Below are 17004 nucleotides of genomic sequence, written 5' to 3'. Positions count from 1 at the left end.
CCGCTTATTCTTTGCGTTTACCGCCTCCCATCAAGCGTCTCCCTGAATACCTACGTCATTTTAGCGACCATTTTTAATGGCGCCAATTTCATAATCAAACCCATCGGCACCCATGGCCACGCAGGCACTTTGGCTTCGGCTGGCTCTTTATTTATCGCCTTAACCAAGGCCTTGCAGCCGGTTTCTAAATCGACGCGCAAAGGTGCCTTTTTTAAATTCTCATTAATCGGAGTCAATATGAAACCAGGTAATATGCAGCTCACTTTTATCGGGCTACCAATCAAATCAGCACGAATACCTTCACTAAGAGTACGCAAACCCGCCTTGCTAGCTGCGTAAATATTAATCGCGCGCGGCATGCCGCGTACTGCACTCATTGATGATACCGTCACTAAGTGGCCGCTGTTTTGTTCTCTAAAGATTTCTAAGGCAGCTTCGCACTGGGCCAGAGCACCCACAAAATTAGTTTCGGCGGTGCGACGATTTGCGTCAAAATAACCGGTTCCAAGGGATGCGCCCTTACCCATACCGGCGTTTACTATCACACGATCGATCGTGCCCATGTCTTTTTGAAACGCGCGAAATACGTCAAATACCTGCGGGTAATTACAAACATCCAACTCGCGAATAGTTACCTTCACATTAGGATAGCTCGCCTCAATATCTGCCTTCAATGCCTGCATTGGCTCCATGCGCCTTGCGCACAGCGCGAGGTTACAACCACTCGCCGCAAATTGCCGCGCCATGCCTTCGCCCAGCCCCGAACTCGCGCCGGTAATTAATATATTTTTACGCATTTCAAATTCCTATCATTTTGGTTCGTAGTGTTAACAGAAGTGAACGACGCCTAAGAGATAAAACCTCGCCCAAGCCAACACTATCTATAACTGAGTAGCTCTTTGTTTTTACCATCCAAATGGCTGTGCTCATTCATACTGGCCAGTACCAAACCCCTACGTCCTGCTAGCACTTTGCTATACGCGGCATTCGCCAACGTCCAACTCAGCGCCAAAGACTTGGCGTCGCTTAATTCCAGTAACCGCCTGCTTACCGCGGAAATAGCGCCGCCGGAAGTAAAAATAAATACATTGCCACTACCATTTGCCGCTGCGGCTAATCCCCGCTCAACACGAAGACAAAACGCTGACCACGTTTCCGCATATTCCGAATCATGCTCACCGTCACACCAGCGCTGCATTGCAAGAGAAAAGTGTTTTTGAAAACCGGCTTTGGGATTATCCCCCGCCATATCCTGAATCATTCGGTCACCCACTCCGGGCAAGGCAGTATAGGTTTCTAGTATTTGCAGGTGATCGTATTCATTCCAATCGGCATCGAAGGACAAATTCATCGATTCATCTTGAACATTGGCACTCAAACCCATTGCAGTCAGACATTGCTCAGCTGTCTGCTTATGGCGCTTCATACCACCACAAATAACAGAGGTCGGAATGACACTCTGGGCAGCGAAGAACTCACCCAAGTGCCACGACTGCTGCATACCAAGCTCGGAAAGCTGGTCATAGTCTTCCGCTCCAAATGAGGCTTGACCGTGGCGAATTAAATACAAAGCAGGCATTAGCGCTGCTCCCGAATAATTCGTCGACAACGGCGATCGAGATACCAGACAATTAACCAAAAGTTTTTGAAGGCAGGGTTACTAGTTTGCTTGTGATGATAGCGGTAGTAAATTTGCTGAATAATGACGGCTAATCGAAACAAACCAAACACTTCGTAAAACGCCCAGTTATCAGCACTCAATCCCATTTTTTCGCAGTAGTAAGACACCACCTCATCACGACTTAACATGCCCGGTAGATGGGTCGGTTGGCGGCGCGTGGCACGTAATATCTTATCGTCATCGGCCTGCACCCAATACGCTAGAGCGCTGCCCAAATCCATCAAGGGATCGCCAAGAGTCGCCATTTCCCAATCGAGAATACCTAAAACCTCAGAGGGATCATCAGGGTTCAACACCACATTATCAAAGCGGAAATCATTGTGAATAACGCAAGTCCGCACATCTTTGGGAGTGTTATTCGCCAACCATGTCATTACCTTTTTAAAGCTCGGCACATTCCAGGTTTTTGATTTTTGATAACGCCCCGTCCAACCGCGCACCTGACGCTCGCAATAACCATCACCTTTACCCAGCGATGATAAGCCCGCCGCCTCATAATCCACCTGATGCAATGCCACGAGTTTATCAACAACCGACAAACACAGGTCGCGAGTTTGACCTGGGCTAAGCGCTAAGCCTTTTGGCATATTGGCGCGGGGGATTAAACCCTCGATTCTACGCATCACGTAAAAATCGCAGTCAATAACCGAGGCATCATCACAAAACGCAAGCATCTCCGGCACAAAAGGAAATACCGGAGCGAGGGCTGACTGCACATTAAACTCTCGCCCCATATCATGGGCCGACTTCGCCTTGGTGCCCTTCGGCGGACGCCGCAAGATAAGGTCGTGACTGGGATATTCCAGCCGATAAGTCCAATTCGATGCGCCACCACTGTATTGCGTGACGACAGCGTCGCCAGATAACCCATCAATCCGTGGTTTTAACCATGCATCCACTGCAGCAATATCCAACTCTTCGCCGCTGCGCACGGTGCCTGCCACATCGATCACTGCCTTAGTTTCCATTTCGCGCTCAACCCCTGCGCTTGTTCGTCATCATTCGAGCTGTTTGTTTCAGCATCATGGCGCGATAACGTTTGAATGGCAGCCAGCGTTTTAAACGCCAAATAGTGCGCCCCTCTGGGTGCGGCAGAATATAGAAATCACCCTTCTCTATTGAGCTAAACACACGGCCAGCAATCTCCTCGGCACCTAACTTCGCCTTGTTTACCAAACGCTGCGTTGCCGCCTGACTATCCGCGTCCGAGGCCCGCACAGACTCGGCGAGATTGGTTCTAAAGAAGCTCGGGCAGACTACCGACACCTTGATATTGTCGGCATCTAACTCAAGTGTCATGGTCTCAGACAGAGCCACAACAGCTGCCTTAGTGGCGCAGTAAGACGCCATTTTCGGTGGATAAATTAAACCGGCAAGCGATGCAATATTCACAATATGACCGCTGCCCTGCTCACGCATCAAACGCGTGAAAACCTTGCAGCCACGCACTACACCGAGCAAATTAATATTTACAATCCACTCCCAATCGTCCATGGAAAATTCGGCAATACCGCCGGCTGAAGCAACGCCCGCGTTGTTAATAACAACGTCTACACCACCCCAATTACTAAGCAACCAATCCGCAACACTTTGTAAAGCGTGCTCTTTGGTAACATCGCAATTCACATAATGCGCTTTGCCCTTGGCCTTTAATTCCGCAAGCGCCTCTGCGCCACGACCATCGTCAACGTCGCCAATACAAACCCAATATCCCGCGTCAGCAAAACGATTTGCTAGAGCGCGACCCAAGCCCGACGCACCACCGGTAATAAAAACTCGTTTAGATCCCATATTCAATCCGCTCCCGCGTCATATTTATTGTTATTTATACTTGGCCAATTCCATTCTGGCGATTAAGCCACGATGGACTTCATCCGGGCCGTCGGCTAAACGCAACACCCGCGCCATAGCAAACATATTGGCCAGCGGGGTATCGTTAGAAACACCCGCACCACCGTGAATCTGAATCGCCGCATCAACCACATCTTGCAGCACATTGGGGGCAACTACCTTAATCGCCGATATCTCGGTTAGCGCCGCTAGCGCCCCGACAGAATCAATTTTCCACGCGGCGTATAAGGTCAACAATCGCGCCTGATCAATCGCGATACGAAGATTGGCCACCCGCTCCTGATTACCGCCCAAGTTGATTAGCGGCTTACCAAAGGCGATACGTGAACGACCGCGCTTTATCATCAACTCAAGAGCATGTTCTGCGGCACCCAAGGCCCGCATGCAGTGGTGGATACGACCAGGCCCGAGACGCCCCTGCGCGATTTCAAAACCCCGCCCAGCGCCCAAGATCATATTACTTTTAGGTACCCGTACATTATCGAACCACACCTCACCATGTCCTTCGGGGGCATCATAGTGATTAAATACCGGCAACATCCGTTTGATGGTGACACCTGGGGTATTCATCGGCACCAGCACCATTGAGTGGCGGTTGTGGCGATTTGCGTCGGGATTACTCACTCCCATAAAAATACCGATCTCACAGCGCGGATCACCGGCACCGCTGGACCACCATTTTTTGCCGTTAAGAACAAGCTCGTCACCATCTTCAATGATGGTGGCTTCCATATTGGTCGCATCGGAAGACGCCACGTCCGGTTCGGTCATAAAGAATACTGAACGAATTTCACCATTCAATAAGGGCTCAAGCCAACGCTGCTTTTGCTCTTCGCTGCCGTATTTCCAGAGTACTTCCATATTGCCGGTGTCGGGCGCATTGCAGTTAAATATCTGCGGCGCGAGATGAGAGCGACCCATTTCTTCCGCCAAGGGCGCATATTCCAAGGTAGACAAACCGGCGCCACGCTCAGCATCTGGTAAAAACAAATTCCACAGCCCCTCATCCCGCGCTTCTTGTTTGAGTGTTTCAATTCGCGGATCAACTCGCCACTGCGTCCAATCTCCCCCGCTGTTTCCGGCAAGAATCTCAGGCATTAAATCGGTTTCAAGCGGCACAATTCGCTCTTTAATAAAACTGCGAACCCGCTCAATAAGTTCTTGGCAACGTGGGCTGTGGCTAAAATCCATGGTGTGTTCTCCTGTTATTAACCAGTTAACGATAGCCCCCATCAATACATCAGTCTAATTTATTATATAAATGCCTTATAATCATCTGTGTGAATGTTTAAAACCTACCAAGACCTAGGCAGTGCTATGGATTTGAACCTGTTTAAAGTATTTGACGCCGTCTACCGAGCCAATTCATTAACCGAGGCCGCCAAAGATTTACACATCACCCAACCCGCAGTAAGCAATGCCCTTGCAAGGCTGCGAGAGCATTTTGACGACCCACTGTTCGTGCGCAGAGGTCGTAGCATTGCCCCGACTCCCCTTGCCGACAGCATCGCAGGCGACATCAGCAATTCACTTATGTCCCTGCAGGAAAGCCTGCATAAGGGACAGGAATTTGACCCGAGCACATCAAAACGCCGCTTTATTATCAGCATGGGTGACCCAATAGAATTTGTCGCGCTACCAGAGCTCATTTCGCAACTACAGCAGTACGCACCCGGCATTCGCCTGCAAAGCCAGCGTTTAGTTCGCGATCAATTAAGCCGTCAACTGATCAGTGGTGAAGTATCTATGGCGGTAGATATACCGCAGTCTGTCGATAGCAGCATCCAACAACAATTTTTATTCAAAGATAATTTATGTGTACTAATGCGCCATGACCACCCGCTAAGCAGAGACACGCTTAGCTTAAAACAGTATTTAAATACTGGACATATCACCGTATCTGGACGGAGCCGAGGAACTGTACTGGAAGATGCCACGCTGAATCGCAAAGGCTTGAGTCGAAATATCATTTTCCGTGGCCAAAGCTATTATTCCGCGAGTCATATTGTCGCCACCTCTGACCTACTTCTAACACTGCCAAAACATCTAGCACTGCGTTTTCAAGAGTTTTTACCGCTGCACATCACACCGCTGCCATTAAAAATTCCAGCGCTAGAAATGATGATGTATTGGCATCGCAGTGCGAGTAATGACAACGCGCATGAATGGCTGAGAGCCTGTATCGAACGAGTGATCGCAAAAAATGACGTCAGCGCGACAGGCTGAAGCAAGAGAAATTAATAATTAAGAAAATAAAAAGCCGCCCGCGATTTTCGCAAGGCGGCTTTTTAGCCGAACAAGGTCTTTGATTAACTCAAAGGGTAATGTTCAGGATAAGGAAGTTGGGCCACACCACTATCGATAGCAGCCTGCGCTACCGCTGCAGATACCTTGCCCAATAAACGGCGATCAACTGGCTTAGGAATAATATAGTTTGGACCAAATTTAAGCTCGTCCACGCCACAGGCATCAATAACAGCTTGCGGTACGTCTTCTTTTGCCAATTCGCGAATTGCATGTACTGCCGCGATTTTCATTTCTTCGTTAATCGCCGATGAACGCACATCCAAAGCGCCACGGAAAATAAACGGAAAACCCAAAACGTTATTTACCTGATTAGGATAATCAGAGCGGCCGGTCGCCATGATTAAGTCATCACGCACAGACAGGGCCAATTCGGGTTCAATCTCTGGATCGGGATTTGAGCAGGCAAATACAATAGGCTTAGGCGCCATAGAACGCAGCATGTCGGCGCTGAGTAAATTCGCACCCGACAAACCTACAAAGACATCAGCGTCTTTAATCGCATCACTTAAAGTCCGCGCATCGGTGTCGTTCTGAAACTCTTCCTTATATTTGTTCAAACCGGCACGGCCAGGATAAATAACACCGCGACGATCGATCATATAAATATTTTGATAATTCGCGCCCAAGCTCACTAGTAAACGCATACAGGCGATCGCTGCCGAGCCCGCGCCAAGACAAACCACTTTTGCAGTTTCAAGACGTTTGCCTTGAATTTCTAGCGCATTCAGCATACCCGCCGCTGTCACAATGGCCGTGCCATGCTGGTCATCATGAAAAACGGGAATTGGGCACTGCTCTTTGAGCACACGCTCAATCTCAAAGCACTCTGGTGCTTTTATGTCTTCTAGATTGATGCCGCCGAAGGTAATGGCGATACGTTTAACGGTGTCGATAAATGCCTGACTGTCTTCGGCATCGACCTCGATATCGATCGAATCTATATCAGCAAAACGCTTAAATAGAAGCGCCTTACCTTCCATAACAGGTTTGCTCGCCAGCGGACCGAGATCACCCAGTCCCAAAATTGCTGTGCCATTAGAAATAACCGCGACCAAATTACCCTTACTGGTGTATTTATAGGCATTGGCAGGGTCTTTTGCGATTTCACGCACCGGCTCAGCAACACCTGGGCTGTACGCCAATGACAGGTCATACTGCGTTTCAGCAGGCTTGGTTAGCGTAATGCCAATTTTGCCCGGCGTGGGGAGAGAGTGGTAATCCAGAGCCGCTTGTTTCACATCTTTGGACATTCTTTTTTTCCCGATTTTCGCTTTTTCACAAAGGGTGGAAAAGCATGTGTAAAAGTATTCGCGCTAGCAATAACAGCAGTGTGACAGCGCCGCATTGCAGCCAAATGAAAATACGCTATTGCGCAAAGGAATCGACAACAGATCCATCAGCGTACTTTGCACGACTGCTGCTAATAACGCGAAAAATGCACCTCGCTATAGCAACGTTTTGTAACTAGGTGCTCAAACACAAAAGCTGTAAACAAAAATGCCCGGTCAACTGATTAACCAGGCACTTTCTTTGAGTGGCTGCCTAAGCAGGCCACCAAGCACTACGGCGATATTACGCTTTAGTGGTACCACGGCTGCCGAAACGCTTGCGGAACTTATCAACACGGCCGCCAGTATCAAGCATTTTTTGCTTACCGGTATAGAACGGGTGACACGCTGCACATACGTCAACGTGAAGCGCTTGGCCGAGAGTAGAACGCGTTTCAAAGGCGTTACCACAGCTGCACGTTACGTTGATAGCAACATAATTCGGATGGATATCTGCTTTCATGGGTCTTTCCTCATTGGTCGCCGCCACCCGATCTTTTGCCGGGCACCGCGCAGGGCTGACAAGCTTCAAAAATAGCTTGAAATTCAGGCGGCGAATATTAACAGAAATTGCTCAATAAGCAAGCAACACGCGCCATGGGCTAAAAACGAGACTCTTCCCGCCGCGCTATTTCTTATACACTGTCGCTCTTTGCCGCACCGAAATCGTTCTGCCATGCCAAAATTAGTCACAGTTGCCGTCCCCTGCCCCCTGCGCCGAGGCTTCGACTACCTGTGGCCTGAGGAGTTACAACGGCAAGCCGAGCTAGGCATGAGAGTGAGTATTCCCTTCGGCCCTAGGCGTTTGGTGGGCGTTATTATTGCGACGAACTCCAGCAACGATATCCCCAGTAGTAAAATGAAAGCCGTGCTCAAGGTTCTGGATAATAAGCCAACCCTGCCGCAAGACCTAGTTCGACTCGCCAGCTGGGCCGCCGACTATTACCATCACCCAATAGGCGATTGTGTTCAGCAAATGCTGCCGGTTGTATTACGCAAAGCTGAGCAAGCCAAAGAGAAACCTGCACAATACTGGCAGTGCAGCACACAGCTAAATCAACTACCGCCTCTATCAACGCGCGCGCACCAACAGCGCAGCCTACTTTCGATCATTGAACAATCGGGACAGCTATCGCGAAGGCAGATTAAAGATTTGGGCTACAGTAATAATGTTTTAAATTCGCTGATTAATGGCGGCTACTTGGCCAAGGCAGACGCGCCGCTAGCCAACGCGACCACTGCCTACGCAAATAAGCCAACCTTAAACAGCGAACAAAATGTTGCCGTAAACGCCATCGCCGCATCCCTCGGACGCTTTGATCGCTTTTTACTAGACGGCGTCACCGGCAGCGGTAAAACCGAAGTTTACTTGCGCGCCATAGAAGAGTGCATTGCGCGGGATGAGCAAGCGCTGGTGTTGATCCCCGAAATTGGCCTAACACCGCAAACACTGCATCGCTTTGAACAGCGCTTTCCCGGCAATATCAGTACACTTCATTCCGGCTTAAGCGACGGCGAGCGCTTACAAAATTGGCAAAAAATCCAATCTGGCGAACACAAGATTCTGCTCGGCACCCGCTCTGCTGTCTTTACGCCATTTGATAAACTGGGGCTTATCATTGTCGATGAAGAACACGACGCCTCCTACAAACAGCAGGACGGCTGGCGCTATTCAGCAAGAGACATTGCCGTAAAGCGCGGCTCAGATCATGGTTGCCCCGTTGTCTTGGGAAGTGCGACGCCGAGCCTCGACAGCCTCCACAATGTCGCGCAGGCCCGATACCAACTACTGGAATTGCGTGAACGCGCTGGCGGCGCGAGCGCCCCCGCTATTCGTTTACTCGACATTCGCGATGAGAGCTTAAATGAAGGTCTAAGCAAGTCGCTATTAGACGCGACAACTCGGACATTAGATGCAGGGAATCAGGCACTCATTTTTCTAAATCGTCGCGGATTCTCACCACAACTGCAGTGCCATAGCTGTGGCTGGCTGGCGAATTGCCAAGCCTGCGATGCCAAAATGACGGTGCACTTTGGCCGCCGTGAGCTTCGCTGCCATCATTGCGACGCCAGCGAATCACTGCCCACCGCGTGCCCGCAGTGCCACAATCATCAATTAATATTCAAAGGTCCAGGCACCGAACGCTTGGAGCTAAGCCTTAAACACCACTTTCCCGACGTGCCGGTTATTCGTATCGACCGCGACACCACCTCTGCAAAAGGCAGCATGCAATCACTGGTCGATGATATTCGCACCGGCAAGCCCTGTATTTTGGTGGGCACCCAAATGCTGGCCAAAGGGCATCATTTTCCCGATGTCACGCTAGTTGGCATTGTCGATATTGATGGCGGACTATTCAGCGCCGATTTTCGCGGCCCAGAACGCAGCGGCCAATTGCTCATTCAAGTTGCGGGACGCGCCGGGCGCGCTGACAAGCTCGGCACCGTGTACATTCAAACCCACTGCCCAGATCATCCCGCCCTGCAGGCACTAGTGAACAATGGCTACCAGCCCTTTGCGCAGCAATTGCTCGCCGAGCGACAACTTTTCTCACTGCCGCCTATCAGCTTTAGCGCCGTTATCCGCGCTGACGCAACCACACTTCAGGGCGCCGAAGAATTTCTCACTCAAATTAGAACTGCGCTCCCCGTTGGCGACACCCAATGGAGCATTGTTGGCCCATTACCCGCGCCAATGACTCGCAAAGCGGGCCGATTCCGCTCAGCCCTTATTTTGCAGGCCGAGCGACGCAGTGTGCTGCATGGCCACCTTCACCTCGCCTGTCATATTGCAGACCAACTCAACAAACCACAGAATTTACGCTGGTCTGTTGACGTAGACCCCATCGACTTGTTTTAAAGACAATTTGAGCGCACCGCAGCGGCCTCCGGCACTGGCGGCGAGCCGTGTAAACAGTGATAATACGCGGCCTTATTTTGACCAAAGAGTTTCTGCCCTGCCATGAAAGAGAAAGTCGCCCAGTATATCGAACAGGCCCTGCAAACTTTGCGCAGCGCCCAGTCTTGGCCAGACGAGCTAGTGGCAAGTATTCAGGTAGAGCACACCCGCGACAAAGCCCACGGTGATTTTGCCAGTAACGTCGCGATGACCTTGGCAAAACCTTTAAAATCAAACCCCCGAGCCATTGCCCAGCAAATCATTGACGCACTGCCGAAAAATAGCGACATCGTTAAAGTAGAAATCGCGGGGCCGGGGTTTATTAATTTCTTCGTAAACGAAGAGAGCAACTTCCACGTTCTGCACGACATATTTGCACAGGGCGAAAACTTTGGCCGGCAAGCCTCGCGAGGCAAGTCCATGCAAGTAGAGTTTGTATCGGCCAACCCCACTGGACCGCTACACGTTGGTCACGGCCGCGGCGCCGCCTACGGTGCGAGCGTTGCCAATATGCTGGAAGCGATTGGCTATAAAGTTTGCCGCGAATATTATGTCAACGACGCGGGCCGCCAGATGGACATCCTCGGCACCAGTGTATGGCTGCGGTATTTACAAGCCTGCGGTGAAGAACTCACCTTTCCAAACAATGGCTACCAAGGCGACTACATTGCCGATTATGGCCGCGAGCTATTAGCCGAACACGGCAAAATTTTGCACCACAGTGCCAGCGACGTATTTGCCGGTGTGCGCGCTGACGCGCCGGAAGGCGATAAAGAAAAGCACATTGACGACCTGATCAACCGCGCCAAGGCCCTGCTCGGCGACAATTACGACATTACCTTTAACAAAGGCTTAAACGCGATTTTAGGCGACATCCGCAGTGACCTCGTCGATTTCGGCATTGAATACCAAGAGTGGTTCTCTGAGCGCAGCCTCACCCACGACCCAGATCAGGTTGATCGCGCTATTCGGAAACTACAGGACAACGGTTTTATCGAAGAGCGCAACGGCGCCCTTTGGTTTATGTCTACCCGCTTTGGTGATGACAAAGACCGTGTAGTAAAACGCGACAACGGCCAAACCACTTACTTCGCCTCTGACATTGCCTATCATCTCAACAAATTCGAGCGCGGTTTTGACACCGTGGTCAACATTTGGGGAGCGGATCATCACGGCTATATAGCCCGTGTAAAAGCCGCCCTTCAGGCGTTGAATATTGATCCCGACAGATTAGTCGTGCGCCTGGTGCAGTTTGTGTCGCTGTATCGCGGTGACCAACAGGTGCAAATGTCGACTCGCTCCGGGTCTTTTGTCACTCTGCGAGAATTGCGTGATGACGTCGGCAATGACGCAGCGCGCTTTTTCTACATTATGCGCAAAGCAGATCAAGCGACAGATTTCGATCTGGAGCTGGCAAAGTCAGAGAGCAAAGACAACCCGGTCTACTACATTCAATACGCCCATGCGCGGGTTGCCAGTATTTTGCGCAAACTTGCCGATCAGGGTGAAACTTGGACTGCAGAATCAGGCCTTAAGCAATTGTCTGAACTAAGTCACGACGTTGAAAAGGATTTATTGGTTAAATTATCCCGCTACCCAGAAATACTAAACAGTGCAGCCGAGCAATTTGAGCCGCACTCGCTGGCGCATTACCTGCGGGAATTGGCAGGGGACTTTCATACCTATTACAACGCTCACAAAATGTTGGGCGAGGAAACCGCAGTACGCGACGCCCGCATCACGCTGGCTTGCGCAGTAAAGCAGGTATTGCACAACGGACTGACGCTACTGGGTGTATCCGCCCCAGAGGAAATGTAAGACATGGCACCACAAAAAAAGACCACTCGCGGCGCAACACGCAGCCCCGAGCGACATGGACTACCCGCATCTGCCCTGCTTGGCACCGGCTTTATTGCCGGTATTATCTGCTCGGTTCTGGTGTACTCCACCATTATCAGCAAACATCCAGAGCGTGAAGCCAAGCTCGCCGAAAGCAAAGCTGCTGCGGCAAAAGAGCAGGCTCAAAAAGATCGCAAAGAGGTCACCTCCAATACAAAGTTCGACTTCTTTACCGTGTTACCTGAGCGCGAAGTTATCGTCACCGAAGAACGACGACCAGCACCAACAACCACCGCGGCGATCAAGGCTGCCGACAAGCCACCCGTTGAACAAGTCGACATCAGTGGCGAACGCTACATTCTGCAGGCGGGTTCGTTTCGTCAGGGCGCGGACGCAGACCGCCGCAGAGCGCAAATTTTGCTCTTGGGCCTAGACGCCAAAGTGGAATCAGTTGAAGCAAACGGCGATCGCTGGCACCGCGTGTACGTCGGCCCCTTCCAGTCCCACAACACACTCTCGGATGCGCGCAGCAAACTGATTAACGAAAGTATCGATACCTTGGTGATCCGCCAGAAAAAATAGCGCCGACCAAACTGCTCTTCCCGCCCTTGAAATCATCAAGGGCGCCCCCACCTACCTTAGCGAACCCCCACCGCTTTTCATTAATGATAAGGAGTCCCGCGTGGAACAGTTTCGCGGCACCACAATCCTCTCCGTTCGCCGTAACAATCAAGTTGTTATCGGAGGCGACGGTCAAGTCACCATGGGCAACACGGTCATGAAGGGCAATGCCCGCAAAGTCCGCCGTCTATACAAAGATCAAGTGCTCGCGGGCTTTGCCGGCGGCACGGCCGATGCGTTTACCCTGTTTGAATTATTTGAAGCCCAACTCGAAAAACATTCAGGCAAGTTAACCCGCGCAGCTGTCGAACTGGCCAAAGCATGGCGTAGCGAACGATCACTGCGCCAACTAGAAGCCCTACTTATCGTCGCCGACAAAGAAACCACCCTCGTCATCAGTGGCAATGGCGACGTGATAGAGCCAGAAGACAATATGATTTCCATCGGCTCTGGCGGCTCCTTTGCCACAGCCGCGGCACGCGCACTGATGGATAATACTGAATTGAGCGCTGGTGAAATTGTAGAAAAGGGCCTGACTATTGCCGGCGATATCTGCATTTACACCAATCATAGCCGCACCATCGAATCACTAGAATACTAGCGCCAAGGCGCCCTCGGAGTACCTGATGTCTAATATGACACCCCGTGAAATTGTTCACGAACTCGACAAACATATTGTTGGCCAGAACGACGCCAAACGCGCAGTAGCGATCGCACTGCGCAACCGCTGGCGTCGCATGCAATTGGAAGAAGATCTGCGCGAAGAGATCACCCCAAAGAATATTTTAATGATTGGCCCTACCGGCGTAGGTAAAACCGAAATTGCGCGCCGACTCGCAAAACTATCCAATGCGCCTTTCATCAAAGTAGAAGCCACTAAATTTACCGAAGTGGGCTACGTTGGTCGTGATGTTGAATCGATTGTGCGCGACTTAGTCGATGTATCAATCAAGCTTTATCGCGAGCAGGCCATGGAGCAGGTTGCACACCGCGCCGCCGACGCGGCTGAAGAACGCATTCTCGATATCTTGCTGCCCCCTGCACGTGGCGAAAATAACGGCGAAGAACGCAGCGACAATACCCGCCAGCTATTTCGCAAAAAGCTTCGCGAAGGTGAGCTAGATGAGCGCGAAATAGACATTGAGCTCAACGCCACCCCCATTGGCGTAGAAATTATGGCGCCGCCGGGCATGGAGGAAATGACCAGTCAGCTCCAGGGTATGTTTTCTAAATTAGGCAATGACAAAAAGAAAACCCGTCGTATGACGGTCAAGTCAGCACTCAAGCAAGCACAGGACGAAGAAGCGGCCAAACTGGTTAACGAAGAAGACTTAAAAACCCGTGCACTAGAGGCTGCAGAACAAAATGGTATTGTCTTTATTGACGAAATCGACAAGGTTGCCAAGCGTCAGGAATCCGGTGGCGGCGATGTATCCCGCGAAGGGGTTCAGCGGGACTTACTGCCCTTAATAGAAGGATGCACCGTTAGCACCAAACACGGCGTTATTCGTACCGATCATATTTTGTTTGTGGCATCCGGTGCGTTTCACCTGAGCAAGCCATCAGACCTGATACCGGAGCTGCAGGGCCGACTACCTATTCGCGTGGAATTATCTGCATTGACCCCCGAGGATTTTGAACGCATCCTCACCGAGCCACATGCGTCCTTAACAGAGCAATACCAAGCGCTGCTGAACACCGAAGGCCTAAAAATCGAGTTCACCAAAGACGGCATTCGACGCATCGCTGAAACGGCGTGGGAAGTGAACGAGCGCACTGAAAATATCGGCGCCCGTCGCCTACATACGATTATGGAGCGTTTACTAGAGAGCATTTCTTTCGATGCCAGCGACAAGCACGACACCGTAGTCATAGATTCCGGTTACGTGAATGATCAATTGGGCGAACTAGCAAAAGACGAAGACTTAAGCCGGTTTATTCTGTAAGTTCGGTGATGCGCGCTTCGTTGCGCGCATCACTTTTTTAATAAATTTAGGTTGAAAACGGTAACCCAAGATGGCTGACGCCTCGAACACCACGCCAACGAACATCAAGTTTCGTAAACAATCCCAACAGTTAGATATCAGCTACCCTAACGGTGAAGCGTTTTCTCTGAGTAGTGAATTTCTACGTGTACACTCACCGTCTGCGGAAGTTAGAGGCCACGGCGCGGGACAGGAAACACTGCAAACGGGAAAACTAAACGTACACATTACCGAACTGGTACCCGTCGGGAATTACGCCCTGCAATTAGTCTTTAGCGATGGTCACGACAGCGGTATTTTTTCGTGGACGTATCTGCGGGAATTATGTGATCAACAAGACGCGCTATGGAAAGAGTACTTACAAAAACTAGATGATAACAAAGAGAGCCGAGATCCAGACGAACAGGTCGTTAAATTCTTTAACTAAGCAAAGTGCGCTATTATTCGCGCAGCACAATACGTGGACTTAGATTAACCCCACCATCTTCTTCCAACACCCCAATATTTACGCCCGTCGAGTTTTCAACCACCACGAGCGGCGGCTCAAAACTTGGCTGACGAATAAATTTTAGGGTCCAGCCAAAATTCTCGATACGACGCAAGGCAATACGCTGCATATCGGTCAGCAGTTCAAGGGCATTATCTGGGAGCGCTCCCCCGTCGCGCTGTTCTTGAATTCGTGTCATGGCCCCACCGCAAATATGGTTTTGCAAACATTTACGATACTCAAGTAAACGCCGACCTAACAGCCGCACTTCACCCTATTGACAATTTCAAAATGGCAGGAGCAAAGAGGCTGCATTTAGCAACGCAGTCCCCCTTACCACCCATGACTTACAACCTAGACCATTTACTCTTACAAATTCTCCTCCGCAAATGCCGCTAAGCGTGAACGTTCTATGCCGTTCACATGCATGACACCGGCGTGCTCAAAGTTCTTACTTTTTTCCACGAGGTAGGTAAGGCCAGAGGTTAATGGAGAAATATACTTGTTATCAATCTGCGCAAGGTTACCCAAGACAACGATTTTAGAATTTACCCCCACCCGCGTAATAATGGATTTAAGCTGGAACTGGGTTAGCCCCTGGGCCTCATCAATAACGATATAGGCATTGTTAAAGGAACGCCCCCGCATAAAATTCAAAGACTTAAACTGAATATTTGCCTTGTCCTTCACATACTCGATACTGCTATACGGCGACTCATCCGTGCCGTGCAAGACCTCAAGATTATCCTCAAACGCCGCCAGCCAAGGCGCCATCTTCTCTTCTTCAGTACCCGGAAGAAAACCGATATCCTCGGCCATCGGCGGCGTTGAGCGCGCCACTATCATTTTATCAAAGCGCTTTTCTTCTAAAATCGCATGGAGGCCGTATGCCAGTGCGATCAAGGTTTTGCCCGAACCGGCAGGCCCAGTCAGCACGGTCATATCAATGTGCGGCCGAGAAATTAAGAAGAAGGCCATGGCCTGTTCAAAATTCCGCGGACTTAAGCCCCACATCCGCTGGTGCATTAGCTGATCTCGACTTAAATCCAGCAATTCAAGCTTATCTTCGTCTACCGATCTGACCATGCTGGTAAAGCCGCTATCGTCGTAGATAAACTCATTAATATGCACTTTTGGTAGCACGTCGCGATTTAACACATGCAGGGTTTGTCCACCTTCGCGAAGCGTGTCGACCTTATCCACCTGACTCCAAAAATTACCAGGTAAATGCTCGTAACCCTTTGCCATGTATTGAATATCTTCAAGTACCCGATCTTTCCGATAATCCTCAACGTTCTCCAGCCCCGAGCCCTTGGCCTTCAAACGCATATTGATATCTTTGGTCACTAAGCACACATAGGCTTTGGGATTCTTCACCTGTAAATGCAATGCAACATTAATGATGCGATTATCATTTGCCTGCTGCTGACTACCATCAAGGTAGGGAGCTGGCACATCGTGATTAATTAATTGATCAGGGAAAATTGCCAAGGTGCCATTTTTGTCATCGCCACGCGCACTGGGAATCGGCACTCCTTCCTGAATTGCCTTCGGGCTGGCGTTAAACAAAATTTTATCGATAGCATTAATCGCTATCCTCGCCTCGCGACTCACATCTTTGTCGCGCCTGTCTTTGATATGATCTAACTCCTCCAATACCGTCATCGGAATCACCACCCGATGCTCGTGAAAGGCGCTCAGCGCCATAGGGTCATGCAGTAACACGTTAGTATCAAGAACAAAGACTTTTTCCATAAGGTACTCTCTGTTGACAGCGGAAATAATGACCAGCACGCGGCGCCGCCGTGAATAGGCAGTTTGCATAACCAGTTAAGGGGGTACTCGGGAAGAAAATACCAGCTCGCAGGGCGTAGGACTGAGACAGCGAGACTGAACGGATACAGCGCGCAGAGGGGTGGTGACTGTTAGCCCGAAGGCCATGAAGGTGTGACGGCAATATACCTATCCATACAACACAGCGTAGCTTGATTATTAAAAGCGATGGC

16 protein-coding genes are annotated in these 17004 nt (G+C 50.4%); 7 read left to right on the top strand and 9 right to left on the bottom strand.

The genetic code is table 11. From position 1 onward, the window contains the following. Positions 1-50: 50 nt before the first annotated feature. The 5 genes from O9X78_RS05315 to O9X78_RS05295 form a co-directional block, all read right to left on the bottom strand. Positions 51-797 (bottom strand): SDR family oxidoreductase, encoded by a 747-nt coding sequence (locus tag O9X78_RS05315; RefSeq protein ID WP_269618577.1) that lies wholly within the window; start codon positions 795-797, stop codon positions 51-53. A gap of 80 nt (positions 798-877) precedes the next feature. After that, entirely contained in the window at positions 878-1579 is a 702-nt protein-coding gene (locus O9X78_RS05310) for a histidine phosphatase family protein (protein WP_269618576.1), read from the bottom strand. Continuing rightward, positions 1579-2649, bottom strand: a complete 1071-nt coding sequence (locus O9X78_RS05305; RefSeq protein WP_269618575.1) for a phosphotransferase family protein — start codon at positions 2647-2649, stop codon at positions 1579-1581. Before O9X78_RS05305 ends, O9X78_RS05310 begins: the two co-directional genes overlap by 1 nt. Positions 2650-2656: 7 nt before the next feature. Continuing rightward, the gene (locus tag O9X78_RS05300) at positions 2657-3472 is read right to left on the bottom strand and encodes an SDR family oxidoreductase (protein ID WP_269618574.1); all 816 of its coding nucleotides are present in this window, start codon (positions 3470-3472) and stop codon (positions 2657-2659) included. A 30-nt stretch (positions 3473-3502) separates the two neighbouring features. Beyond that, positions 3503-4723 carry an acyl-CoA dehydrogenase family protein gene (locus O9X78_RS05295; protein WP_269618573.1) on the bottom strand — a complete coding sequence of 407 codons (1221 nt, stop codon included), beginning with the start codon at positions 4721-4723 and terminating at the stop codon, positions 3503-3505. Between the two features lie 126 nt (positions 4724-4849). Between O9X78_RS05295 and O9X78_RS05290 the strand changes: the two genes are divergently transcribed. Next, positions 4850-5758: a LysR family transcriptional regulator gene (locus O9X78_RS05290; protein WP_269618572.1), complete on the top strand. Its 909-nt coding sequence runs from the start codon at positions 4850-4852 to the stop codon at positions 5756-5758. An 83-nt stretch (positions 5759-5841) separates the two neighbouring features. Here the strand turns inward: O9X78_RS05290 and O9X78_RS05285 are convergent, their stop codons facing one another. Both O9X78_RS05285 and rpmE read right to left on the bottom strand, forming a co-directional pair. Next, complete coding sequence (locus O9X78_RS05285) at positions 5842-7089, bottom strand: malic enzyme-like NAD(P)-binding protein (RefSeq protein WP_269618571.1); 1248 nt, start codon at positions 7087-7089, stop codon at positions 5842-5844. A gap of 322 nt (positions 7090-7411) precedes the next feature. Further along, the gene (gene rpmE, locus O9X78_RS05280; RefSeq protein WP_219042889.1) at positions 7412-7630 is read right to left on the bottom strand and encodes a 50S ribosomal protein L31; all 219 of its coding nucleotides are present in this window, start codon (positions 7628-7630) and stop codon (positions 7412-7414) included. A 213-nt stretch (positions 7631-7843) separates the two neighbouring features. On the opposite strand from rpmE, the gene O9X78_RS05275 reads away from it, so the two are divergent. The 6 genes from O9X78_RS05275 to O9X78_RS05250 all read left to right on the top strand — a co-directional run bounded on the left by O9X78_RS05275 (position 7844) and on the right by O9X78_RS05250 (position 14938). Further along, positions 7844-10027: a primosomal protein N' gene (locus O9X78_RS05275; protein WP_269618570.1), complete on the top strand. Its 2184-nt coding sequence runs from the start codon at positions 7844-7846 to the stop codon at positions 10025-10027. Positions 10028-10129: 102 nt separating this feature from the next. Further along, positions 10130-11884 carry an arginine--tRNA ligase gene (gene argS, locus O9X78_RS05270; protein ID WP_269618569.1) on the top strand — a complete coding sequence of 585 codons (1755 nt, stop codon included), beginning with the start codon at positions 10130-10132 and terminating at the stop codon, positions 11882-11884. 3 nt (positions 11885-11887) lie between these two features. Next, positions 11888-12487, top strand: coding sequence for an SPOR domain-containing protein (locus tag O9X78_RS05265; protein WP_269618568.1), 600 nt, complete (start codon positions 11888-11890; stop codon positions 12485-12487). A 100-nt stretch (positions 12488-12587) separates the two neighbouring features. Further along, positions 12588-13127, top strand: coding sequence for an ATP-dependent protease subunit HslV (gene hslV / locus O9X78_RS05260; RefSeq protein WP_269618567.1), 540 nt, complete (start codon positions 12588-12590; stop codon positions 13125-13127). A gap of 25 nt (positions 13128-13152) precedes the next feature. Then, on the top strand, positions 13153-14472 hold the full coding sequence (gene hslU / locus O9X78_RS05255) for an ATP-dependent protease ATPase subunit HslU (protein WP_269618566.1): 1320 nt from the start codon (positions 13153-13155) through the stop codon (positions 14470-14472). A gap of 70 nt (positions 14473-14542) precedes the next feature. Then, positions 14543-14938: a gamma-butyrobetaine hydroxylase family protein gene (locus tag O9X78_RS05250; protein ID WP_269618565.1), complete on the top strand. Its 396-nt coding sequence runs from the start codon at positions 14543-14545 to the stop codon at positions 14936-14938. A 13-nt stretch (positions 14939-14951) separates the two neighbouring features. Here the strand turns inward: O9X78_RS05250 and O9X78_RS05245 are convergent, their stop codons facing one another. Both O9X78_RS05245 and O9X78_RS05240 read right to left on the bottom strand, forming a co-directional pair. Next, on the bottom strand, positions 14952-15197 hold the full coding sequence (locus O9X78_RS05245) for a hypothetical protein (RefSeq protein ID WP_269618564.1): 246 nt from the start codon (positions 15195-15197) through the stop codon (positions 14952-14954). A 170-nt stretch (positions 15198-15367) separates the two neighbouring features. Then, complete coding sequence (locus O9X78_RS05240) at positions 15368-16753, bottom strand: PhoH family protein (RefSeq protein ID WP_269618563.1); 1386 nt, start codon at positions 16751-16753, stop codon at positions 15368-15370. Positions 16754-17004 lie beyond the last annotated feature (251 nt).

It is taken from the genome of Zhongshania aquatica (assembly GCF_027257955.1).
GTDB lineage: Bacteria > Pseudomonadota > Gammaproteobacteria > Pseudomonadales > Spongiibacteraceae > Spongiibacter > Spongiibacter aquatica.
This window is presented reverse-complemented; position numbering and strand designations above follow the sequence as displayed.